Genomic DNA, 19108 nt, shown 5'->3' on the forward strand with positions numbered 1-19108 from the left:
ATCGCCGTTGCCCAGTACATAAACTGGTTCGACCTGCGACGCTCACACGGCGGGCCCGGGGCACTCTCTGCCCTCTGAGTACAAAGCCCTCCACGCTGGCACTCGCGCCCCAGAAGCCGCTCCAAGGACCAGCTACCCACCATCCATAGGACCAAGGGCTCGACAACGACAGACGGGAGCCAGACCTTGGCGTTTCAAGGCAAGACCAAGCGCGCCCAGCAACAGTTCCCTTCGCCGGAGGAGCTCTACCTCAGTGGCACGCTGCCTCGGACTACCGCCGCGGTCGATGGGCTGTGGTTGCACCAAGGCGATGTCATCCGGGCGTACGCCGAACACCATCACAAGACGCCAGACCTCGCGCTTGAGCTCCCGACGGGATCCGGCAAGACGATTCCCGGACTTCTGGTCGCTGAGTGGGTGCGTCAGAAGAGCGAAGGGCCCGTCATCTTCGCAACTCCGACTAAGCAGTTGGCGCGGCAGGTGCTCGCGACAGCGCGCCGCGAGGGCGTGCCAAGTCATCTGCTCATCGGGAGCCACAAGGGCTGGGACACCGCCGAACAGAGTGACGTGGAAGGCGCCGAGGCGATCGGCATCACCACCTACAGCACGATCTTCAACAGCAGCCCAAAGCTTCCAGAACCCCGTCTGATCGTCCTCGACGACGCGCACGCTGGCGAGCAGTTCGTCGGCGCAGAGTACGGCGTCGCCATCCACCGCTACAAGGACCCCGAAACCTACGAAGTGGTCCTCGCCGCGCTGTCCCCGTTCCTATCCGGGCTGCTGCTCCAGCGGCTGAGGGGCGAACCTGACCCAGGGGCACACCACCAGGTTCGACTGCTCCTTCCCGCCATCAATCCGAAGGCGCTCGCAAAGTTCGATGCCGTGCTCGCGACACTTCCGGAGCCATACAAGTTCGATTTCGCGATGATCAGGTCGGGCTTGGCGTCGTGCTGCGTGTACCTGTCGTACGGCGGGATACAGATCCGTCCGATGATCCCGCCGACGTTTGAGAATCGGATCTTCTCGCGCGCTGGGCAGCGGATCTACCTCTCGGCGACACTAGGATCCGGGGGAGAACTAGAGCGAGCGTTTGGTCGTCCGCAGATCGTCAGGATGCCGCTCCCCACCAAGACTCCACCGCGCTCCGGACGTCGACTCTTTGTGTTTCCCGACCTCACAGCGGGTGGGGATGCGCTCGGTCTGACCAAACGGATCGTCGGTGTCACGAATAAGGCTCTGGTGCTGAGCCAAGAGACTTCGGCGAAGACAGAAGCGGCTGCAGCAGCATTCGCGGGCGACAGCATTCCCGTGCTGGGCCGGGACGACGTCGAACGAGGCCTCGACGCTTTCGCCAAGGCGCCGACGGGGGTACTCGGGTTGGCGAACCGTTACGACGGCCTAGACCTGCCCGGTCGAGCCTGCCGGATTGTAGTGCTCGGTGGGAAGCCGGACGCGGTCGGTTTGCAGGATAAGTTCCTCAGCGAGCGTGCCGAAGCGAGCGCTGCGCTCGCCGAACGTCTTCGGACACGCATCGTCCAGGGAGCGGGACGGTGTACCCGCGGCCCCAACGACTACGCCGTCGTCGTGGTGCTGGGATCGGACATCACGAGGTATTTCAGTCGGCCGGACAACCGTGAGGCTCTTGAGCCTGAGTTGCAGGCTGAGGTCGAGTTCGGTTGGCAGAACAGTCGCGGTACCGATCCCGACGAGGTCGTCGAGAACGTTGAGATGTTCCTTGAGCACGACGCCGCCTGGCGTGAGGACGGCGAGCCGCTCGTGGCGGAGTTCAGACGGGACGCCGCAAAAGTCGAGTCGCCGGGTGCGGACGCTCTGGGATCCTCGGCCGCTACTGAGGTCGAGGGGTGGCACCTGGCCTTCCGCGGTGAGTGGGTCGCTGCCAGCGAGCAGCTTCAAGAGGCGGCGCGACAGGTCGGTGCTGGCGGTGACAGCACCCGTGGCTATCGCGGTCTCCTGCTGTATCTCTCGGGCATCTGGCTGCATCTCGGCGCGGAGGATGAGATCCAGCGAGCGCGGGCGAGGGAGCTCGTACGCCAGGCGGCAGCCGCGTCGAACGTGCGGGGCACCTGGCTCAAAGAGATGCCCGCACTACCCGGGACCGAGGAAGTCCCGCTCGTGAGCATGGACGTGGTCGCCGTGAACGCGATCGTGGCACGCCTCCGCGGCCAGCTTCGCCCGAATCGCGTCAATGATGACCTGCAGAAGATGCGTGAGGCGCTTGCGCAGGACGACTCAACGGTCTACGAGGGCGGGCTTACCAGCCTCGGCTTGTTCCTCGGGGCTGAGGCGTCCAAGCCCAAGGGAAAGGGGCGATGCGACTCGGCTTGGGTATGGGGCACCGCAATATGGATGACCATTGAGGCCAAGTCCGAACAGCACTCCGACGGCCTGTTGCCGCTCCACGATATCCGGCAGGCGAATACCCAGCTCGACCAGCTGGCGGCGGATCGCTCTATGGATCACCCGCCCGCTGGCAGTCCAGCAATCATCGTGTCGGACCGCCTCACTGTTGATCCAGAGCACGCCCCGGCCGCGAACGCAAACGTCTACCTCGCCTCGACCGAGATCGTCGAGCAGATCGCCGGCGACATATCCACCGTGTGGAGTGATCTGCTCACCGGTGCGTCAGGCATCCAGGCAGAGCAGACGCTGCGACAGTACGTCCGGTCGGTGATGACGGAACACGGGTGCCTGCCGAGTCAAGTCATCAACCGTCTCACGCAGAATCGGATTCGTCCGGGCGGCTGAGAGCTGATGCGCCGTTGGAAAACCCGGCGGAGCATAGCCGAGATTGTTTTCGGCCGCATTGCGGGAGTTGGCTGATCGGGGCCAGAGGCACCGCAGACGTGAGACGGCCGTGGATCCTGCGACTCTCGCACGGGATCCACGGCCTTTGCCACTTAGCTGCCGCTGGATTCTTTCACGGGCGTGAGATGAGTGCGGCTAGGTCGTTGATCCGCTTCTGCGCGGCGGCAATGACAGCCCGAAGATCGTCGTCAGCGACCGCGATCAGGTCATCAGGGTCGATGGATTCGATGTTCTTTACAGTGGTAGTGATCGCCTTGGTGAAGCGCGTCCGCTGCTCCCGGATCGAAATCTCCGGGTCCGAGGCGACCGTCTCGACGATGAGCGCCTGAACTGCCTCATATGCCTCGGCGACCGCCTCTGGAGTGGCCTTCTCGTCCTGGACCACCGCCACGTAGGTGGCGGCTTTCTCCTTGGCTTGGGCGGGCAGGTCCATTGATAGACCAGCGGGAGACTTGACCTTGCCCTCATCTGCGACCCGCCGAATGTACTCGACGCGCTCGGCTTTCCGCGTCTCGGCTGCTCGTACCTCCAACGCTTGCTTCGCTGCCTCAGCGGTCCGCTGATCGGCGATGATCGCTACCTTCAGCGCCGTGGGATTTTCCTTTACCTCCAGCGCCTTGGTGGGCCGGATGCCGGCTACCTCGGCCGCTGCGGCAACCAAGGCGCTCCGCTCCGAAGTAGAGCTTCGGCGGGAGCTGTAGAACTGGCCCCAGACGTCCTCATCAGGAAGGTCAACTGGCTCGTGCCCGGGGAAAAGGTCAGCGGTCCCGGACTGGACCACACCACCTTCCCTTGCTGCCTCCCAGGCCTGCAGATAGCGCAGGACACGCTCCGGTGAGGTCCCCGACCGGCGCGCAAACTCGGCAGCGGAGATCTTCGCGGGGCGGCTGGCTGCAGGCTGCTTGCCGTCCGCGCCCTTGGACACCTGACAGGCCACGAAAAACGCAAGCCACCAGCCGCCCGACCGGTCTAGGGCGGACCACGCCTTGATGTCCCGGTCCCGCTGCTCCTCGCTGTATCCCGTGATCCCGTCCTCGGCGAGCATCGCGCGGACCGCGCCCCGCATCGCTTCCATGCGTCGACGGATCTCAGGGACACCCTCATTGGGATGGGGAACCTGGAGAACTTTCAGCACGTACTCAGGTTTGTGCCCCAGCCCGAAGGGCGGCTTGGCCTCGATGAACTCCGTGAAGGAGGCGAAAGGCTGGCCGACATTGACGCCGGAGGGAACCTGCCGCCAGGTACCCTCCTCGACGACCGCCGCGAGCAAGTCGAGGAACCCGCCGGGGGTCCCGCCATTGCGCTCAAGGCTGGTGCGGAGCTGGTAGACCCGCTGTTGTTCCTCCGTGAGATAGCTGTTGGACTCGACTCGCACGGTCATCTAGGTCTCCTAAGCCAGGTGCTTGCTGATGTTCAGAGCCACCTGGAGCCGCTTCTCCGCCCTCTGGAGCGTATTCGTTTCGTCCGCGCTAAATCCGCAGGCCTGCTTCAATGCGAAGTTCGCCCTGGTCATGGCATCTGCGTAGCCGGGCTTGTCCGGTGTCACGCCGCGCCGTGCGAGTTCGCTCTTAACCGCGTCGGCAGCCTTCGACTTGAGAACCTCGATCTGGGCCCGCTCCGTCTTCGGAGCTGCGGCCGGCGTGGCGGCGGAAGGCTCAGACCGAGGTGGGGGAACAGTTTCGTTTTGGACGCTCACCCCAGCGAACTCAAGGATCTTCTTCAGTTTGGTGGCGTCTTCGCCGGAGTCCGCCATCACCTTGTAGCCCTCGATCAGGAGGAAGTCGTCCGCCTCAACGTCCGTATCGTTGCTGGCCGCTCGAGTAGTAGTCGCGACCGAGGACTCCACGTAGGAGAAGGCCTCCTGGATGGGTTCGCCCGGCTCCCGCTCGTCCAGCGCCTCACCTCGCTCTTGGAGGATTCGCAGGCCCTGCATCTCCTCGTCGCGCAGAACGTTGAGGAAGTTCTGCATCTTGGGGTCGTCGGGAGCGACGATGATGCACGACTGCTGACGAGCCCGCGGACCCTCCTTCCACACCCGAAGGCCACGGCCGACCAACTGCTGCAGGTGCCCCTCGTCGCGGTAGTTGGTCAGCACGCCAACCACGGTGATCTCCGGGCAGTCGTAACCGATGAACGCCATGCGGACGGTCACCAGGAGGTCCATCGGTTTGAACTTGAAGTCGGTCAAGGCCTGGCCGGCAGCCCCAGCGTCGGCCGAGACCGCCAGGCCGACCCGTAGGTCGGGATAGGTCTCCTGCAGGTACTTGAGGACCTTCTTCGCCTCGGCCTGTTGCATGCAGGAGATCAGGCCGCGGTAGGCCCGGTTGAACTTCTGCTTGTCCCGGATTGACTTGACCACCAGGTCGACCAGCGGTTGCCAGGTCCGCTCGTCCTTCAGTGCCGCCTTCAGCTCGCTGCCGTCGTCAGACAGGTTGAACTCCAAGAGGCTGTCGCCGCGGCCAGTCTCAGGGTCGCTCATGGTGCGCTTGGAAATCCGCGCGTCGGTGAGCTTCATCTCGAAGGTTCGGAGGTAGTTCTCGGCGATGCCGTCGATATAGGTAGCCTCCGCGTGCCGGACCAGCCGTTCCTTTCCGGAGTCCTGGTGCGGCTCGTAGTCGGCGAGGATCAGCTTCTGATTGTCGGCTCGGTAGGGTGTACCGGTCAGCAGCAAGGTGTGCAGGGCGTACTCGTGCAGCCTTTTGATCAGCTCGCCAGCGCGGGTTCCGCCACCGTCGGTGTCGTCCCCACAGAACTGGGCCTCATCGGCCACCAAGAGGAAGCGTCCTTGGTGACGGGTGGCCCACCGGGCGAAGGTCTCCTCGTTCGTGACCAGCGCGCTGTAGGTGGCGACGAAGCCGCTGTTGCGCTTGTTGCTCGGGATGAGCGGTACCTCGTTGACAACGTGGCGAATCTTTCCGAGCCGCTTGGTGGCGTCGAATAGCTCGCACAGGCCGCCGGTGACGTTCCCGCTGGTGTCCGTCGTCATCCAGCCGATCTCACACTGCTCCGCCAGTGCCGTTCGAGGGGCGAAGACCGCGATGTAGTCAATCATCCCCTCCCTGATCAGCCGGGTAGCCAACGACTGGTAGGCGAGGGTCTTGCCTGATCCGGGGGACGCGAGCACCACCGTGCGGTCCTCGCCGGCGGAGATCCGTTCAAGGACGCGGTCGATCAGGTTGGCCTGAAACGGGCGGGGGACGAAGGCGTCGCGGTAGTGCATATCACGTCCTTTGAGCAGGTTGCAGGGATTACATAGGGCTTGCCCGTTCTCTACTTCTGTCCGCCCGCCGTCGGCCCAGGGGATGCGGTGATCCGCGTGCCACCCCTCATTCAGAGGCTCGAGGCATCGCTGACAGCGGCCTTCAGCGTTCTCATATAGCCGTTGCCGCTGTGACGAGCTGAAGAATCGACGAGGATCAAGATCGACCACGAGAGCTCTACTCCCCCTCTGCTTAGCCCAGCTGACGGTTCGAAGGCTATCCGCAGCCACTGACACTCCGGGGGTACTTGCGGCGAAGGGCATCGTCAGCGGCTACCGGTGGTGCATGGCTCGCCGGCCGTGACGTGGGCGCGTATTCGATCGACGCTCCCGAGCCTCTGGAGGCCTTTAATGATCACGGTCACCCACTTGGGGAAGTTAGTCCTATTTGTACGCCTCGCCGGGAATCGCGGTCGCGCTGAGTGATGGGTGAAGCGAGAGGACGAGCTGAGTCGGCTGTCAGTACGGACCGACGTATGCGGGCTGCGGGTGAGTGGGGCTGTGACTAGAACGGACAACGGACAGAGATGAAGGACCCCCATAAGCTGGCGGCGAACCCCTGTCCCTGCGGCCGTTTCTCGCAGCGGGACGACCTGTGCGAGTGCCCGCCCTCCATGATCCGCCGCTACCAGGCCAGGCTCTCCGGGCCGCTGCTCGACCGCGTCGACCTGCGGGTCGAGGTGGACCGCGTCACCCGGTCCGAGCTGACCGAGCGAGGTGCGCGGGGCGAATCCACCGAGACGGTCGCCGACCGGGTGCGGGCGGCCAGGGAGCGGGCCGCCGTGCGGCTGGCGGGCACGCCCTGGCGGACGAACAGCGAAGTGCCGGGCCGGGAGCTGCGCAGCCGCTGGTACGCGTCCCTGGGCGCGATGGACGAGGCGGAGCGGAGCCTTGAGCGAGGTGCCCTGACCGCCCGGGGCCTCGACCGGGTGCTGCGTGTCGCCTGGACCGTCGCGGACCTGGTGGGACACGACCGACCCGGCGCGACGGACGTCGCCCTCGCCCTGCAACTGCGCACCGGGGTCCCCCGTGGGGTACCGATGGCGATCGGCGCGCTGTCGTGAGCCAGGAGGACGAGAGGCTCCAGCGGGCCTTCCTCGCGCGGGTGATCGAACCGGGCGACGAGGTCTGCGGGCGCTGGTTGCGGGCGGTCGGTGCCGCGGAGGCGGTCCGGCGGCTCGTCGCGGGCGGCGAGCAACCACGGGGAGTGACGGACAAGCGCTGGGCAGGACTGCGGGCCCGGGCGGAGCGGGCGGATCCGGAGCGGGACCTCGCGGTGGCGCGGGAGGCCGGGACCCGGTTCGTGTGCCCCGGGGACCCCGAGTGGCCGGCGCAACTCGACGACCTCGGCGACACACGTCCCATCGGCCTGTGGGTACGGGGGCGGCCCAGCCTGCGGATATGGGTGCTGCGCTCGGTCGCCGTGGTCGGAGCCCGGGCCTGCACCGAGTACGGGGCCCATATGGCGGCCACGCTCGGCGCCGGGCTCGCCGAGCGGGGCTGGGTGGTGGTGTCGGGCGGTGCCTACGGGGTGGACGGCGCCGCGCACCGGGGCGCCCTCGGGGCGGGCGGCGCCACCGTCGCCGTGCTGGCCTGCGGAGTCGACCGGCCCTATCCGCGCGGACACACCGAGTTGATCACCAGAATTGCCGAACAGGGGCTGGTCGTGGGGGAGTTGCCCCCAGGTGACCATCCCACGCCGAGCAGATTCATCCTCAGGAACCGGGTCATCGCCGCGCTCACCCGGGGGACCGTGGTCGTCGAGGCCGCGTACCGCAGTGGCGCGCTGGTCACGGCGCGGGCGGCGCAGCGGCTGGGACGGTTCGCGATGGGGGTGCCGGGCCCCGTCACCAGCGGGCTGTCGGCCGGGGTGCACGAGCTGCTGCGCGGAGAAGCGGTCCTGGTCACGGACGCCGCGGACGTCGCCGAACTGGTGGGCGACATCGGTGAGCTGGCCCCGGACCGGCGCGGGCCCGTGCTGCCGCGTGACCTGCTGGATCCGGGCGCCGGACGTGTGCTGGCCGCGTTGCCGGCGCGCGGTCTGGCGGGAGCGGAGGACATCGCCCGCGGGGCGGGGACCACCACGGACGACGCGGTCGGGAGGCTGTACGAACTCCGATCACTTGGTTTCGTCGAACGACACGGCGACGGCTGGAAGTTGACACGCCAGGCAATGATCTCGGTCCGCGGCGATCGCCACGGGTGTTGACCGAGCGTGTTCGGCCGTCCGGGCGAACGCCGACAGCCTTGGCAATTCCCGCAGTTGATGTCTCTCGGCGATCACGGAGCGCGACGAACATGCCCCCGAGGGACGCACAGCGGAACGTATCTGCGCACGGTTGATCCGCTCCCCTTCGCGCACTGCGACGCTCCAGTCACGCTACGCTCACGTGGATTCCGACGCAGGACAGGCAACTCGACATCAGCGCGACAGCTCACTCAGGTAGCCCCAGTTCACGGCAGAACGGCACAAGGCGACGAATGCCCCAGCACACCTCCGGGTCCGATCGGGCGGCGATCCCCCCAGCCGCCCGCGACGGCGGTAGCGTGCGCCCGCCCGCTCCCTCGACGCTCGACGAGTTGTGGCGGTCGTACAAGGCGACGGGGGACGAGCGGCTGCGCGAGCAGTTGATCCTGCACTACTCGCCGCTGGTGAAGTACGTCGCCGGGCGGGTGAGCGTGGGTCTGCCGGCCAATGTGGAGCAGGCCGACTTCGTCTCGTCGGGGGTGTTCGGGCTGATCGACGCGATCGAGAAGTTCGACATCGAGCGGGAGATCAAGTTCGAGACGTACGCGATCACGCGGATCCGGGGCGCGATGATCGACGAGTTGCGGGCGCTGGACTGGATCCCACGGTCGGTGCGGCAGAAGGCGCGCAATGTGGAGCGTGCGTACGCGACGCTCGAGGCGCGGCTGCGGCGGACGCCGTCGGAGGGTGAGGTGGCCTCCGAGATGGGGATCGGGGTGGAGGAACTCCATGCGATCTTCAGCCAGTTGTCGCTGGCCAACGTGGTGGCGCTGGAGGAGCTGCTGCACGTCGGCGGTGAGGGCGGTGGCCGGCTGAGCCTGATGGACACGCTGGAGGACACCGCGGCGGACAATCCGGTGGAGGTCGCCGAGGACCGGGAGCTGCGGAGGTTTCTGGCACGGGCGATCAACACGTTGCCGGAGCGGGAGAAGACCGTGGTCACGCTCTACTACTACGAGGGCCTGACGCTCGCGGAGATCGGGAACGTGCTGGGAGTGACGGAGAGCCGGGTGAGCCAGATCCACACCAAGTCGGTGCTGCAGTTGCGCGCCAAGCTGGCGAGTTTCGGGCGCTGAGCTCGAGCGGGGCAAGCTGCTGAATCGTCCCTGCCTGGTCGTCACCCCTCGCTGGCGCGTTCCTGTCGGGTGGTGGGAGTGACTGCCGTCCGGGGCGGTCCGTCCGTAAAGTGGAGGGCGTGCCAAGGATTCGAGCGGCCTCCGTGGCCGAGCACCGGTCGATGCAGCGAGCCGCCCTGCTGGACGCGGCCCGGTCCCTGCTGTCCGAGGGCGGGACGGAGGCGCTGACCTTCCCGGCCCTCGCCGAGCGCACGGGGCTCGCGCGGTCCTCGGTGTACGAGTACTTCCGGTCCCGGGCGGCCGTGGTCGAAGAGCTGTGCGAGGTGGACTTTCCGGTCTGGGCTGCGGAGGTCTCGGCGGCGATGGCCGCGGCGGACGGACCCGAGGGCAAGGTCGAGGCGTACGTTCGGCAGCAGTTGGCCCTGGTCGGGGACCGGCGGCACCGGGCTGTCGTGGCCATCTCCGCGAGTGAGCTCGACGCCGGGGCCCGGGAGAAGATCCGCGCGGCGCACGGCGGGCTGGTGGCGATGATCGTCGACGCGCTGCGGCAGATGGGCCACGCCGAGCCCCGGCTGGCCGCGATGCTCCTTCAGGGCGTGGTCGACGCGGCGGTCCGGAGGATCGAACTGGGGGCCGCGGAGGAGCCCGGCGTGATCACGGACGCCGCGGTGGGTATGGCACTACGGGGCGTACGCGGCTGAGCCCCTGCGCATCGGGTGCCCGCCGACGGGGGCGACGGGGCGGACGGCCCGGCCCGGGCGGCGGGCTTTGTGCGAAGGCGTTGCTCCCCCGTGCGGATGGAGATGTCTCTCCTGCCGCGGATGGATGTGTCTCTCCTGCCGCGGGTGGATACGCCTCGCCTGGCCCCACACATGTCCTGGCCCCACACACGCGTGTCCTGACCCCGTACGTGCCGGCCGGCGGGCGGAGCTTCGGGGGTTCGTCGCACATGCCGACGCGGGGCTGAGTCCGCGCAAGCCGGGCAGCCAGGCCTGAAGCGTGGCCGTGGCCCGTGGTTCTCGCGTTTCTCACGGCAGCGCGTTCGTCACCGGGAGCAGCCGGGACGGGTCCCTGCGCAGGAGCCAGGGCGGGAGCAGGGACAGCGGGTTCAAGTAGGTTCTGTCTCTTCGCAGGCCCCAGTGCAGGCATGGCGTCCCGCAGTGGGCGTCGCCCGGTTCGAGCGTGCCCAGTACCTCGCCCGCGGCCACCTCGTCACCCTGGTGCACCGTCGCCCGTACCGGGGTGAAGGTCGTGCGCAGGGGCGGAGCGCCCGTGCCCGTCAGTTCGACGGCGATCGCGCCACGCCCCGCGACCCGCCCGGCGAAGGAGACGCGGCCGGCCGCGACGGAGCGGACCGGGGCGCCCGGGGCTGCCACGAGGTCCACCCCACGATGGCCGCGGGCATACGGCGTCGCAGGCGGGTCCCAACCCCGCAGGACCGATGGGCGCAGACCCACCGGCCAGAGGCGGGCGAGCGGCGGAACTGTCGCGTCGGGCGTCGGTGGACCGGCGGCGGACGGCGGCGCCGGACCGTTCGCCCGGGCCAGGGCTGAGGGGGGCAGCGCACCCAGCACGGTCACCGCCATTCCCAACAGCAACCCCAGCCACGTACGCACACATCGTTTCGCTCGCATGCGAGAACGGTCCCGCATCTGACGGATCATGGCCGGGATCTGTGGACCACCGGCCGGTTGTGGACAGCGGCGTCACCCTGCACCTTCCGGGTCCCGTACACTTCTCGTGGCGATCCGGGTCACCGGGTCGACTTCGCACGCCCCGACACCCGGCCATCAAAAGCCGGTGTCAGCGCCCCTCGGTCCCTCGTGGCAAGGCGCATCGCGGGCGTCAGGCGCGAGTGCCGTCCGGCACGCGCGGCACAACCGAGAACACCAAGGAGAACGGCCATGGCCGTCGTCACGATGCGGGAGCTGCTGGAAAGCGGCGTCCACTTCGGTCACCAGACCCGTCGCTGGAACCCGAAGATGAAGCGCTTCATCTTCACGGAGCGCAACGGCATCTACATCATCGACCTGCTCCAGTCGCTGTCGTACATCGACCGCGCCTACGAGTTCGTCAAGGAGACCGTCGCCCACGGCGGCACGGTCATGTTCGTCGGCACGAAGAAGCAGGCGCAGGAGGCCATCGCCGAGCAGGCCACCCGCGTCGGCATGCCCTACGTCAACCAGCGCTGGCTGGGCGGCATGCTCACCAACTTCTCCACCGTCTACAAGCGTCTGCAGCGCCTCAAGGAGCTCGAGCAGATCGACTTCGAGGACGTCGCCGCTTCCGGTCTGACCAAGAAGGAGCTTCTCGTGCTCTCGCGCGAGAAGGCCAAGCTGGAGAAGACCCTCGGTGGTATCCGCGAGATGCAGAAGGTGCCCAGCGCCGTCTGGATCGTGGACACCAAGAAGGAGCACATCGCGGTCGGTGAGGCCCGGAAGCTCAACATCCCGGTCGTCGCCATCCTCGACACCAACTGCGACCCCGACGAGGTCGACTACAAGATCCCGGGCAACGACGACGCGATCCGCTCCGTCACCCTGCTCACCCGCGTGATCGCCGACGCCGTCGCCGAGGGCCTCATCTCCCGCTCCGGTGCCGGCAAGGCCGAGGGTGACAAGGCCGCGGGCGAGCCGCTCGCCGCGTGGGAGCGCGACCTGCTCGAGGGCGAGAAGAAGGCCGACGACGCCGAGGTCCAGACCTCCGCCGAGACGGAGAAGGTCGCCGACGCCGAGCAGGCCGAGGTTGTCGCCGAGGCCGAGGCCGAGGCCGTTGTCGAGGCCCCGGCCGCCGAGGCCCCCGTCGCCGAGGCCCCGGCCGCGGACGCCGAGCAGGCCTGACCCCTCACCCCTTCGGGTCACGAACGGCGGGGGCACATCGAGCCCCCGCCGTTCGGCCCGTAGATCTTCAGACTCCGAGAGAGATTCCAGGAATCATGGCGAACTACACCGCCGCCGACGTCAAGAAGCTCCGTGAGCTCACCGGCGCCGGCATGATGGACTGCAAGAAGGCGCTGGACGAGGCCGACGGCAACGTCGACAAGGCCGTCGAGGCGCTGCGCATCAAGGGCCAGAAGGGCGTCGCCAAGCGCGAAGGCCGCTCCGCCGAGAACGGCGCCGTGGTCTCCATCATCGCTGACGACAACTCCTCCGGCGTCCTGGTCGAGCTGAAGTGCGAGACGGACTTCGTCGCCAAGGGTGAGAAGTTCCAGACCGTCGCCAACGAGATCGCCCAGCACGTCGTCAAGACGTCGCCGGCCGACCTCGAGGCGCTGCTCGGCTCCGAGATCGAGCCCGGCAAGACGGTTCAGGCGTTCGTCGACGAGGCCAACGCGAACCTGGGCGAGAAGATCGTCCTGGACCGCTTCGCCCAGTTCTCCGGTGCCTACGTGACCGCGTACATGCACCGCACCATGCCCGACCTGCCCCCGCAGATCGGTGTCCTGGTCGAGCTGGACAAGGCCGACGCCGACCTCGCCAAGGGTGTCGCGCAGCACATCGCCGCCTTCGCGCCGAAGTACCTCTCCAAGGAGGACGTCCCGGCCGAGGTCGTCGAGTCCGAGCGCCGCGTCGCCGAGGAGACCACCCGCGCCGAGGGCAAGCCCGAGGCCGCCCTCCCGAAGATCGTCGAGGGTCGCGTCAACGGCTTCTTCAAGGAGGCCACCCTCCTCGGTCAGCCGTACGCGCTCGACAACAAGAAGTCCGTCCAGAAGGTTCTGGACGAGGCCGGTGTCACCCTGAAGCGCTTCGTGCGCATCAAGGTCGGCATCTGAGTCCGTACCGCGATCGACGCGCGGCCCCTATAGGGTCGGCAGCAGTCGTCCGCGTACGCCGACACGCGCGCGTGCGTGACGGACGACAGCAGATCTGACGAGGAGGCCATTGCCGCGTATGGGAGACAACACCCCACCGGCAATGGCCTTCTTCGTATGTGCACCATGAGGAGATCTCCATGACCACCACCCAGGCCGACAAGGGCGAGAAGACCGACGACGGCAAAGGCGCGGGCCGCTTTCTGCTGAAGCTTTCCGGCGAGGCGTTCGCCGGAGGCGGCGGACTGGGCGTCGACCCCGACGTGGTGCACAAGATCGCCCGCGAGATCGCGGCCGTCGTGCGCGGCGGCGCCCAGATCGCCGTCGTCATCGGCGGCGGCAACTTCTTCCGCGGCGCCGAGCTCCAGCAGCGCGGCATGGACCGGGCCCGGTCCGACTACATGGGCATGCTCGGCACGGTCATGAACTGCCTCGCCCTCCAGGACTTCCTGGAGAAGGAAGGCATCGACAGCCGTGTGCAGACCGCCATCACCATGGGCCAGGTCGCCGAGCCGTACATCCCGCTGCGCGCCGTACGGCACCTGGAGAAGGGCCGTGTGGTCATCTTCGGCGCCGGTATGGGCATGCCGTACTTCTCCACCGACACCACCGCCGCCCAGCGCGCCCTGGAGATCGACGCCGAGGCCCTGCTGATGGGCAAGAACGGCGTGGACGGGGTCTACGACTCCGACCCCAAGACCAACCCCGAGGCCGTCAAGTTCGACTCGCTCGGCTACGGCGAGGTCATCACGCGCGACCTCAAGGTCGCCGACATGACCGCCATCACGCTGTGCCGCGACAACAAGCTGCCGATCCTGGTCTTCGAGCTCCTGGCGGAGGGCAATATCGCTCGGGCCGTCAAGGGTGAGAAGATCGGCACACTCGTGGGTGACCAAAGCGGCCGGGCCTGACCGGGACCGACCTCGGCCGGGGACAAGTCCGGGCCGAGGATGGACCCTGACCGGGGGATGGACAATGTCCTGCCGGTCCGGAACCGTGCAGGAATAAGACGCGACGCAGCCGGCCGCCACCCCGACGAGGAGCAGCTGCCGGGCCTACTCAAGACACGCAGGAGCAAGTGGTGATCGAAGAGACCCTCCTCGAGGCCGAGGAGAAGATGGAGAAGGCCGTCGTGGTCGCCAAGGAGGACTTCGCCGCGATCCGCACCGGCCGTGCGCACCCGGCGATGTTCAACAAGATCGTGGCCGACTACTACGGCGCGCTGACGCCGATCAACCAGCTGGCCTCGTTCTCGGTGCCGGAGCCGCGCATGGCCGTGGTGACCCCGTTCGACAAGAGCGCGATGCGCAACATCGAGCAGGCGATCCGCGACTCCGACCTGGGCGTCAACCCGAGCAACGACGGCAACATCATCCGAGTGGTGTTCCCCGAGCTGACCGAGGAGCGCCGCAAGGACTACATCAAGGTCGCCAAGACCAAGGGCGAGGACGCCAAGGTGTCCATCCGCTCGGTCCGCCGCAAGGCCAAGGACGCCATCGACAAGCTGATCAAGGACGGCGAGGTCGGCGAGGACGAGGGCCGTCGCGCGGAGAAGGAACTCGACGACACCACCGCGAAGTACGTCGCTCAGGTGGACGAGCTCCTGAAGCACAAGGAAGCGGAGCTGCTCGAGGTCTGATGAACGACTCTTCCTGGGGGGCGCCGCCACAAGCCGGGTACTGGGGGCCGTCCGAGCAGGGGCCTGTCCAGGGGGCAGCCCCGGCGGGTCCCGCATACGATGCGCATAACGCGCAGCAGACTCGCCCCATGCCCATCGTGCCCGACGTACCCGCACATGGCGGAGACCAGGATGACGACCGGGGGGCCGCTCGGCTGAGCGGCCCCCTGTTCCGCGACGACACCCCGTCGGCGGGATCCCTCGGGGCCCCGTCGCAGAAGCCGCAGGAGCCCATGCCCAGCCCCGTCCCACAGCCCGCGCCCGCACCGCAGAAGAAGAGTGCGGGACGCGATCTGGGTGCCGCGATAGGGGTCGGCGTCGGGCTCGGCGCGGTGATCGTCGCGTCGTTGTTCGTCGTCAAGGCCGTGTTCGTCGGGGTCATAGCGGTCGCCGTGGTGGTGGGCCTGTGGGAGCTCACGTCACGGCTCGAGGAGCGCAAGGGCATCAAGGCGCCGCTCGTCCCGCTCGCGGTGGGCGGTGCGGCGATGGTCGTCTCCGGCTACGTCCGGGGCGCCGAGGGCGCGTGGGTGGCGATGGCGCTCACCGCGCTGGCGGTCCTGGTCTGGCGGATGACGGAACCGCCCGAGGGCTATCTCAAGGACGTCACGGCCGGCGTCTTCGCGGCCTTCTACGTACCGTTCCTGGCGACGTTCGTGGCCATGATGCTGACCGCCGACGACGGTCCCCGCCGCGTCCTGACGTTCCTGCTGCTGACGGTCGTCAGCGACACGGGCGCGTACGCGATCGGCTGGCGCTTCGGCAAGCACAAGCTGGCGCCGCGCATCAGCCCCGGCAAGACCCGTGAGGGCCTGTTCGGTGCGGTCACCTTCGCGATGGTCGGGGGCGCGCTGTGCATGCAGTACCTGATCGAGGACGGCACGTGGTGGCAGGGGCTGATCCTGGGCTTCGCGGTCGCGGCCACCGCCACGCTCGGCGACCTCGGCGAGTCCATGATCAAGCGGGACCTGGGCATCAAGGACATGGGCACCCTGTTGCCGGGCCACGGCGGGATCATGGACCGGCTGGACTCGCTCCTGCCGACGGCGCCGGTGGTCTGGCTGCTGCTGGTGCTCTTCGTGGGATCCGGCTGACCTGCGCGCATGCTACTGAGGGGCTCGTCGTCCACAGGACGGCGGGCCCCTTTTCGTCGGGCGGCCGGACGACTTCTCGCCGGGTGGCCGACGGCCCCGGGTCAGTGGTGACCCAGTCCACCGCTGCCGAACGAGCCGCTGCCGCCGTCGTGCCAGCGCTCGCGCTTCTGCGACGGGCTCGTACGGGTCGACATGTGGGTCAGCTCGTACGGGGTGAGAGCGTGCTGGCCCTTGGCCACCTTGGGTACCTCGGCGGGCTCCCGGACCTCCCGCATCTCGCGGACCGGACCCCCCTGCGGTACATGCGGCTGTTCCTCGGCGCGTGGCAGACGCGGTGCGCGGGTCCGCATACGGCAGCTCAGCCAGAAGCTGCCGCCCAGGAGTGTGATGAGTGCCACGGCGATCAAGAACAGCGCGAGGCTGATCAGACCGCTGGGCTCCGCCAAATACATCGATGCAGTACTCATATAAGGCAAATACCCTCAAATTCCCCAACGAACCGACCGCCCCGACAGCCACCTCGACCACGCCGACAGCCGCCCCGACCGCGCCGGACGCCTGGCCGGACGCGTGATCAGACGAAAGCCTCTGTCCTCGGCGGAATGTGGATCTGATCGCAAGGGCGGACCCCTGCCCGGCTCGCGGCCCAGGTCACGCAATTCGATCTGCGACACTGGTATGGCCATGCCTAAGCCCGGAGAACTCACATTCGTCGCCCCCCGCGGAGCCAAGAAGCCGCCGCGGCACCTCGCCGACCTCACGCCCGCCGAGCGCAAAGAGGCGGTTGCCGCGATCGGTGAGAAGCCGTTTCGCGCCAAGCAGCTCTCGCAGCACTACTTCGCGCGGTACGCGCACGACCCCGCGGAGTGGACGGACATCCCGGCCGCCGCGCGCGGCAAGCTCCAGGAGGCGCTGCTTCCCGAGCTGATGACGGTCGTGCGGCATCTGTCGACCGACCAGGACACCACGCGCAAGACGCTGTGGCGCCTGTTCGACGGCACACTCGTCGAGTCCGTGCTGATGCGCTACCCGGACCGCGTGACCATGTGCATCAGCTCGCAGGCGGGCTGCGGGATGAACTGTCCGTTCTGCGCCACCGGACAGGCCGGCCTGGACCGGAACCTGTCCACGGGCGAGATCGTGCACCAGATCGTGGACGGGATGCGGGCGCTCAGGGACGGCGAGATCCCGGGTGGCCCGGCGCGGCTGAGCAACATCGTCTTCATGGGCATGGGTGAGCCGCTCGCCAACTACAAGCGGGTCGTGGGCGCCATCCGCGCGCTCACCGACCCCGAGCCGGACGGGCTCGGGCTCTCGCAGCGCGGGATCACCGTGTCGACGGTCGGGCTGGTGCCCGCCATCCACCGGTTCTCCGACGAGGGCTTCAAGTGCCGCCTCGCGATCTCGCTGCACGCCCCGGACGACGAGCTGCGCGACACCCTCGTCCCCGTCAACACGCGGTGGAAGGTGCGCGAGGTGCTGGACGCCGGCTGGGAGTACGCGGCCAAGTCCGGGCGTCGGCTGTCCATCGAGTACGCCCTCATCCGGGACATCAACGACCAGGCATGGCGTGGTGACCGGCTCGGGCGGCTGCTCAGGGGCAAGCCCGTGCACGTCAACCTCATCCCGCTGAACCCGACACCGGGTTCGAAGTGGACCGCCTCGCGGCCCGAGGACGAGAAGGCGTTCGTCGAGGCGATCGCGGCTCACGGGGTGCCGGTGACCGTCCGGGACACCCGGGGCCAGGAGATCGACGGAGCCTGTGGTCAGCTCGCCGCCACCGAGCGGTAATGTGGCGAGGTCCAACCACATCTTCATATTCCGACAGGGGAGCGCCACAGCGCTGAGAGTGCGGTAGCCGGAGCACCGGTGGACCGCAGACCCTCTGAACCTTGCCCAGGTCATTCTGGGTAGGAAGTTCGGGCATCACTCAAGCTGTTGCGCCCTGCCCGGGAACCTTCCGAGGATCCCGGGCAGGGCCGCGTCTCTTCCTGGTCATCCCAGGAGGAATTCAGTGATCACCAAGAGGACGACCACGGCCGTCGTCATCGGACTGGGCCTCGTCACGCTGTCCGCGTGCGGGTCCTCCGACAGCGCCGGTGCCGGGGACTCCAAGACCGTCACGCTCGTCAGCCACGACTCGTGGGCCGTGTCGAAGAGCGTGCTGGAGGACTTCGAGAAGCAGTCCGGGTACAAGGTCAGGGTCCTCAAGGACGGCGACGCCGGGCAGGCCGTCAACAAGGCCATCCTCACCAAGGACAACCCGCAGGGCGACGTCTTCTTCGGCGTCGACAACACCCTGCTGTCCCGCGCGCTCGACAACGGGCTGTTCCAGTCGTACGAGGCCAAGGGCTCCGACCAGATCGTCCAGCAGTACCGGATCGACCAGGACAGGCACCGGGTCACGCCCATCGACTCCGGTGACATCTGCGTCAACTACGACAAGGCCTACTTCAGCAAGCACAAACTGGCCCCGCCGGCTTCCTTCGACGACCTGATCAAGCCCGCGTACAAGAACCTCCTCGTCACCGAGAACGCGGCCACGTCCTCGCCCGGCCTCGGCTTCCTGCTCGGGACCGCCGCGAGGTACGGGGACGACGGCTGGCCGGACTACTGGAAGAAGCTCAAGGCCAACGGCGTGAAGGTGGTCGACGGCTGGGAGCAGGCCTACAACGACGAGTTCTCCGGGTCCGCGGGTGGCAAGAAGGCCAAGGCCGACCGGCCGCTGGTCGTCTCGTACGCCTCCTCCCCGCCCGCCGAGGTGATCTACGCGAACCCGAAGCCGAAGACCGCGCCGACCGGGGTCGCGAGCGGCACCTGCTTCCGCCAGGTCGAGTACGCGGGGCTGCTGAGCAACGCGAAGAACACGAAGGGCGGCAAGGCGCTTCTCGACTTCCTCATCGGCGTCAAGTTCCAGGACGACATGCCGCTGAACATGTTCGTGTACCCGGTCCGCGAGACCGCCCAGGTGCCCGAGGAGTTCGTGAAGTTCGGCCCGCAGGCCAAGGACCCCGAGACCCTGGCGCCCGCCAAGATCGCCGACAACCGTGACCAGTGGGTCAAGTCGTGGACCTCGCTCGTACTGAAGTAGCGCCTCGAAGGAGCCGCAAGGAGAGCGC

15 protein-coding genes, 1 pseudogene and 1 riboswitch are annotated in these 19108 nt (G+C 67.7%); of the genes and pseudogenes, 12 read left to right on the forward strand and 4 right to left on the reverse strand.

The window, feature by feature from the left end; all coding sequences use genetic code 11:
* Positions 1-186: 186 nt before the first annotated feature.
* Positions 187-2766 carry a DEAD/DEAH box helicase gene (locus tag FNV62_RS35995; protein ID WP_164657649.1) on the forward strand — a complete coding sequence of 860 codons (2580 nt, stop codon included), beginning with the start codon at positions 187-189 and terminating at the stop codon, positions 2764-2766.
* A gap of 172 nt (positions 2767-2938) precedes the next feature.
* Here FNV62_RS35995 and FNV62_RS36000 read toward each other — a convergent pair whose 3' ends face one another.
* Together FNV62_RS36000 and FNV62_RS36005 are read right to left on the reverse strand one after the other, a co-directional pair.
* On the reverse strand, positions 2939-4207 hold the full coding sequence (locus FNV62_RS36000) for a hypothetical protein (RefSeq protein ID WP_144315824.1): 1269 nt from the start codon (positions 4205-4207) through the stop codon (positions 2939-2941).
* Between the two features lie 9 nt (positions 4208-4216).
* Positions 4217-6316: a DEAD/DEAH box helicase gene (locus FNV62_RS36005; protein ID WP_318658476.1), complete on the reverse strand. Its 2100-nt coding sequence runs from the start codon at positions 6314-6316 to the stop codon at positions 4217-4219.
* A 314-nt stretch (positions 6317-6630) separates the two neighbouring features.
* Between FNV62_RS36005 and FNV62_RS36010 the strand changes: the two are divergent.
* From FNV62_RS36010 to FNV62_RS36025, 4 genes and pseudogenes are all read left to right on the forward strand, one after another.
* A pseudogene (locus FNV62_RS36010) lies at positions 6631-7149 on the forward strand (ATP-binding protein); the annotation flags it as partial.
* Positions 7146-8294 carry a DNA-processing protein DprA gene (dprA, locus tag FNV62_RS36015; RefSeq protein ID WP_143628260.1) on the forward strand — a complete coding sequence of 383 codons (1149 nt, stop codon included), beginning with the start codon at positions 7146-7148 and terminating at the stop codon, positions 8292-8294. The pseudogene FNV62_RS36010 and the gene dprA, both read left to right, overlap by 4 nt.
* 272 nt (positions 8295-8566) lie before the next feature.
* Positions 8567-9409, forward strand: a complete 843-nt coding sequence (gene whiG / locus FNV62_RS36020; RefSeq protein ID WP_054235351.1) for an RNA polymerase sigma factor WhiG — start codon at positions 8567-8569, stop codon at positions 9407-9409.
* A 143-nt stretch (positions 9410-9552) separates the two neighbouring features.
* On the forward strand, positions 9553-10110 hold the full coding sequence (locus FNV62_RS36025; RefSeq protein ID WP_054235350.1) for a TetR/AcrR family transcriptional regulator: 558 nt from the start codon (positions 9553-9555) through the stop codon (positions 10108-10110).
* A 327-nt stretch (positions 10111-10437) separates the two neighbouring features.
* Here the strand turns inward: FNV62_RS36025 and FNV62_RS36030 are convergent, their stop codons facing one another.
* Complete coding sequence (locus FNV62_RS36030) at positions 10438-11043, reverse strand: peptidoglycan DD-metalloendopeptidase family protein (protein ID WP_399222968.1); 606 nt, start codon at positions 11041-11043, stop codon at positions 10438-10440.
* A gap of 270 nt (positions 11044-11313) precedes the next feature.
* On the opposite strand from FNV62_RS36030, the gene rpsB reads away from it, so the two are divergent.
* The 5 genes from rpsB to FNV62_RS36055 all read left to right on the forward strand — a co-directional run bounded on the left by rpsB (position 11314) and on the right by FNV62_RS36055 (position 15989).
* Positions 11314-12249: a 30S ribosomal protein S2 gene (gene rpsB / locus FNV62_RS36035; protein ID WP_054235348.1), complete on the forward strand. Its 936-nt coding sequence runs from the start codon at positions 11314-11316 to the stop codon at positions 12247-12249.
* Positions 12250-12344: 95 nt separating this feature from the next.
* Entirely contained in the window at positions 12345-13181 is an 837-nt protein-coding gene (gene tsf, locus FNV62_RS36040) for a translation elongation factor Ts (RefSeq protein ID WP_054235347.1), read from the forward strand.
* A 179-nt stretch (positions 13182-13360) separates the two neighbouring features.
* Positions 13361-14131: a UMP kinase gene (pyrH, locus tag FNV62_RS36045; RefSeq protein ID WP_054235346.1), complete on the forward strand. Its 771-nt coding sequence runs from the start codon at positions 13361-13363 to the stop codon at positions 14129-14131.
* Between the two features lie 170 nt (positions 14132-14301).
* The gene (frr, locus tag FNV62_RS36050) at positions 14302-14859 is read left to right on the forward strand and encodes a ribosome recycling factor (protein WP_054235439.1); all 558 of its coding nucleotides are present in this window, start codon (positions 14302-14304) and stop codon (positions 14857-14859) included.
* Positions 14859-15989, forward strand: coding sequence for a phosphatidate cytidylyltransferase (locus FNV62_RS36055; protein ID WP_097286413.1), 1131 nt, complete (start codon positions 14859-14861; stop codon positions 15987-15989). The genes frr and FNV62_RS36055 overlap by 1 nt, the downstream gene beginning before the upstream one ends.
* 101 nt (positions 15990-16090) lie before the next feature.
* On the opposite strand, the gene FNV62_RS36060 is transcribed toward FNV62_RS36055, so the two are convergent.
* The gene (locus FNV62_RS36060; protein ID WP_097286414.1) at positions 16091-16456 is read right to left on the reverse strand and encodes a DUF6479 family protein; all 366 of its coding nucleotides are present in this window, start codon (positions 16454-16456) and stop codon (positions 16091-16093) included.
* Between the two features lie 217 nt (positions 16457-16673).
* Between FNV62_RS36060 and rlmN the strand changes: the two genes are divergently transcribed.
* A complete protein-coding gene (rlmN, locus tag FNV62_RS36065; RefSeq protein ID WP_054235438.1) occupies positions 16674-17780 on the forward strand; it encodes a 23S rRNA (adenine(2503)-C(2))-methyltransferase RlmN in 1107 nt (368 codons plus the stop codon).
* A gap of 25 nt (positions 17781-17805) precedes the next feature.
* Positions 17806-17924, forward strand: a riboswitch (TPP riboswitch).
* An 82-nt stretch (positions 17925-18006) separates the two neighbouring features.
* The gene (locus tag FNV62_RS36070; protein WP_143652222.1) at positions 18007-19080 is read left to right on the forward strand and encodes a thiamine ABC transporter substrate binding subunit; all 1074 of its coding nucleotides are present in this window, start codon (positions 18007-18009) and stop codon (positions 19078-19080) included.
* Positions 19081-19108: the final 28 nt, after the last annotated feature.

The sequence above is a fragment of the Streptomyces sp. RLB3-17 genome (assembly GCF_007113425.2).
Taxonomy (GTDB): domain Bacteria; phylum Actinomycetota; class Actinomycetes; order Streptomycetales; family Streptomycetaceae; genus Streptomyces; species Streptomyces mirabilis_D.

Excerpts from the sequence above, each read along its gene's own strand:
- FNV62_RS36000 (WP_144315824.1), bottom strand. The coding sequence starts at position 4,207 with ATGACCGTGCGAGTCGAGTCCAACAGCTATCTCACGGAGGAACAACAG.
- whiG (WP_054235351.1), top strand. The coding sequence starts at position 8,567 with ATGCCCCAGCACACCTCCGGGTCCGATCGGGCGGCGATCCCCCCAGCC.
- FNV62_RS36030 (WP_399222968.1), bottom strand. The coding sequence starts at position 11,043 with ATGCGAGCGAAACGATGTGTGCGTACGTGGCTGGGGTTGCTGTTGGGA.
- rpsB (WP_054235348.1), top strand. The coding sequence starts at position 11,314 with ATGGCCGTCGTCACGATGCGGGAGCTGCTGGAAAGCGGCGTCCACTTC.
- tsf (WP_054235347.1), top strand. The coding sequence starts at position 12,345 with ATGGCGAACTACACCGCCGCCGACGTCAAGAAGCTCCGTGAGCTCACC.
- pyrH (WP_054235346.1), top strand. The coding sequence starts at position 13,361 with ATGACCACCACCCAGGCCGACAAGGGCGAGAAGACCGACGACGGCAAA.
- FNV62_RS36055 (WP_097286413.1), top strand. The coding sequence starts at position 14,859 with ATGAACGACTCTTCCTGGGGGGCGCCGCCACAAGCCGGGTACTGGGGG.
- FNV62_RS36060 (WP_097286414.1), bottom strand. The coding sequence starts at position 16,456 with ATGAGTACTGCATCGATGTATTTGGCGGAGCCCAGCGGTCTGATCAGC.
- rlmN (WP_054235438.1), top strand. The coding sequence starts at position 16,674 with ATGCCTAAGCCCGGAGAACTCACATTCGTCGCCCCCCGCGGAGCCAAG.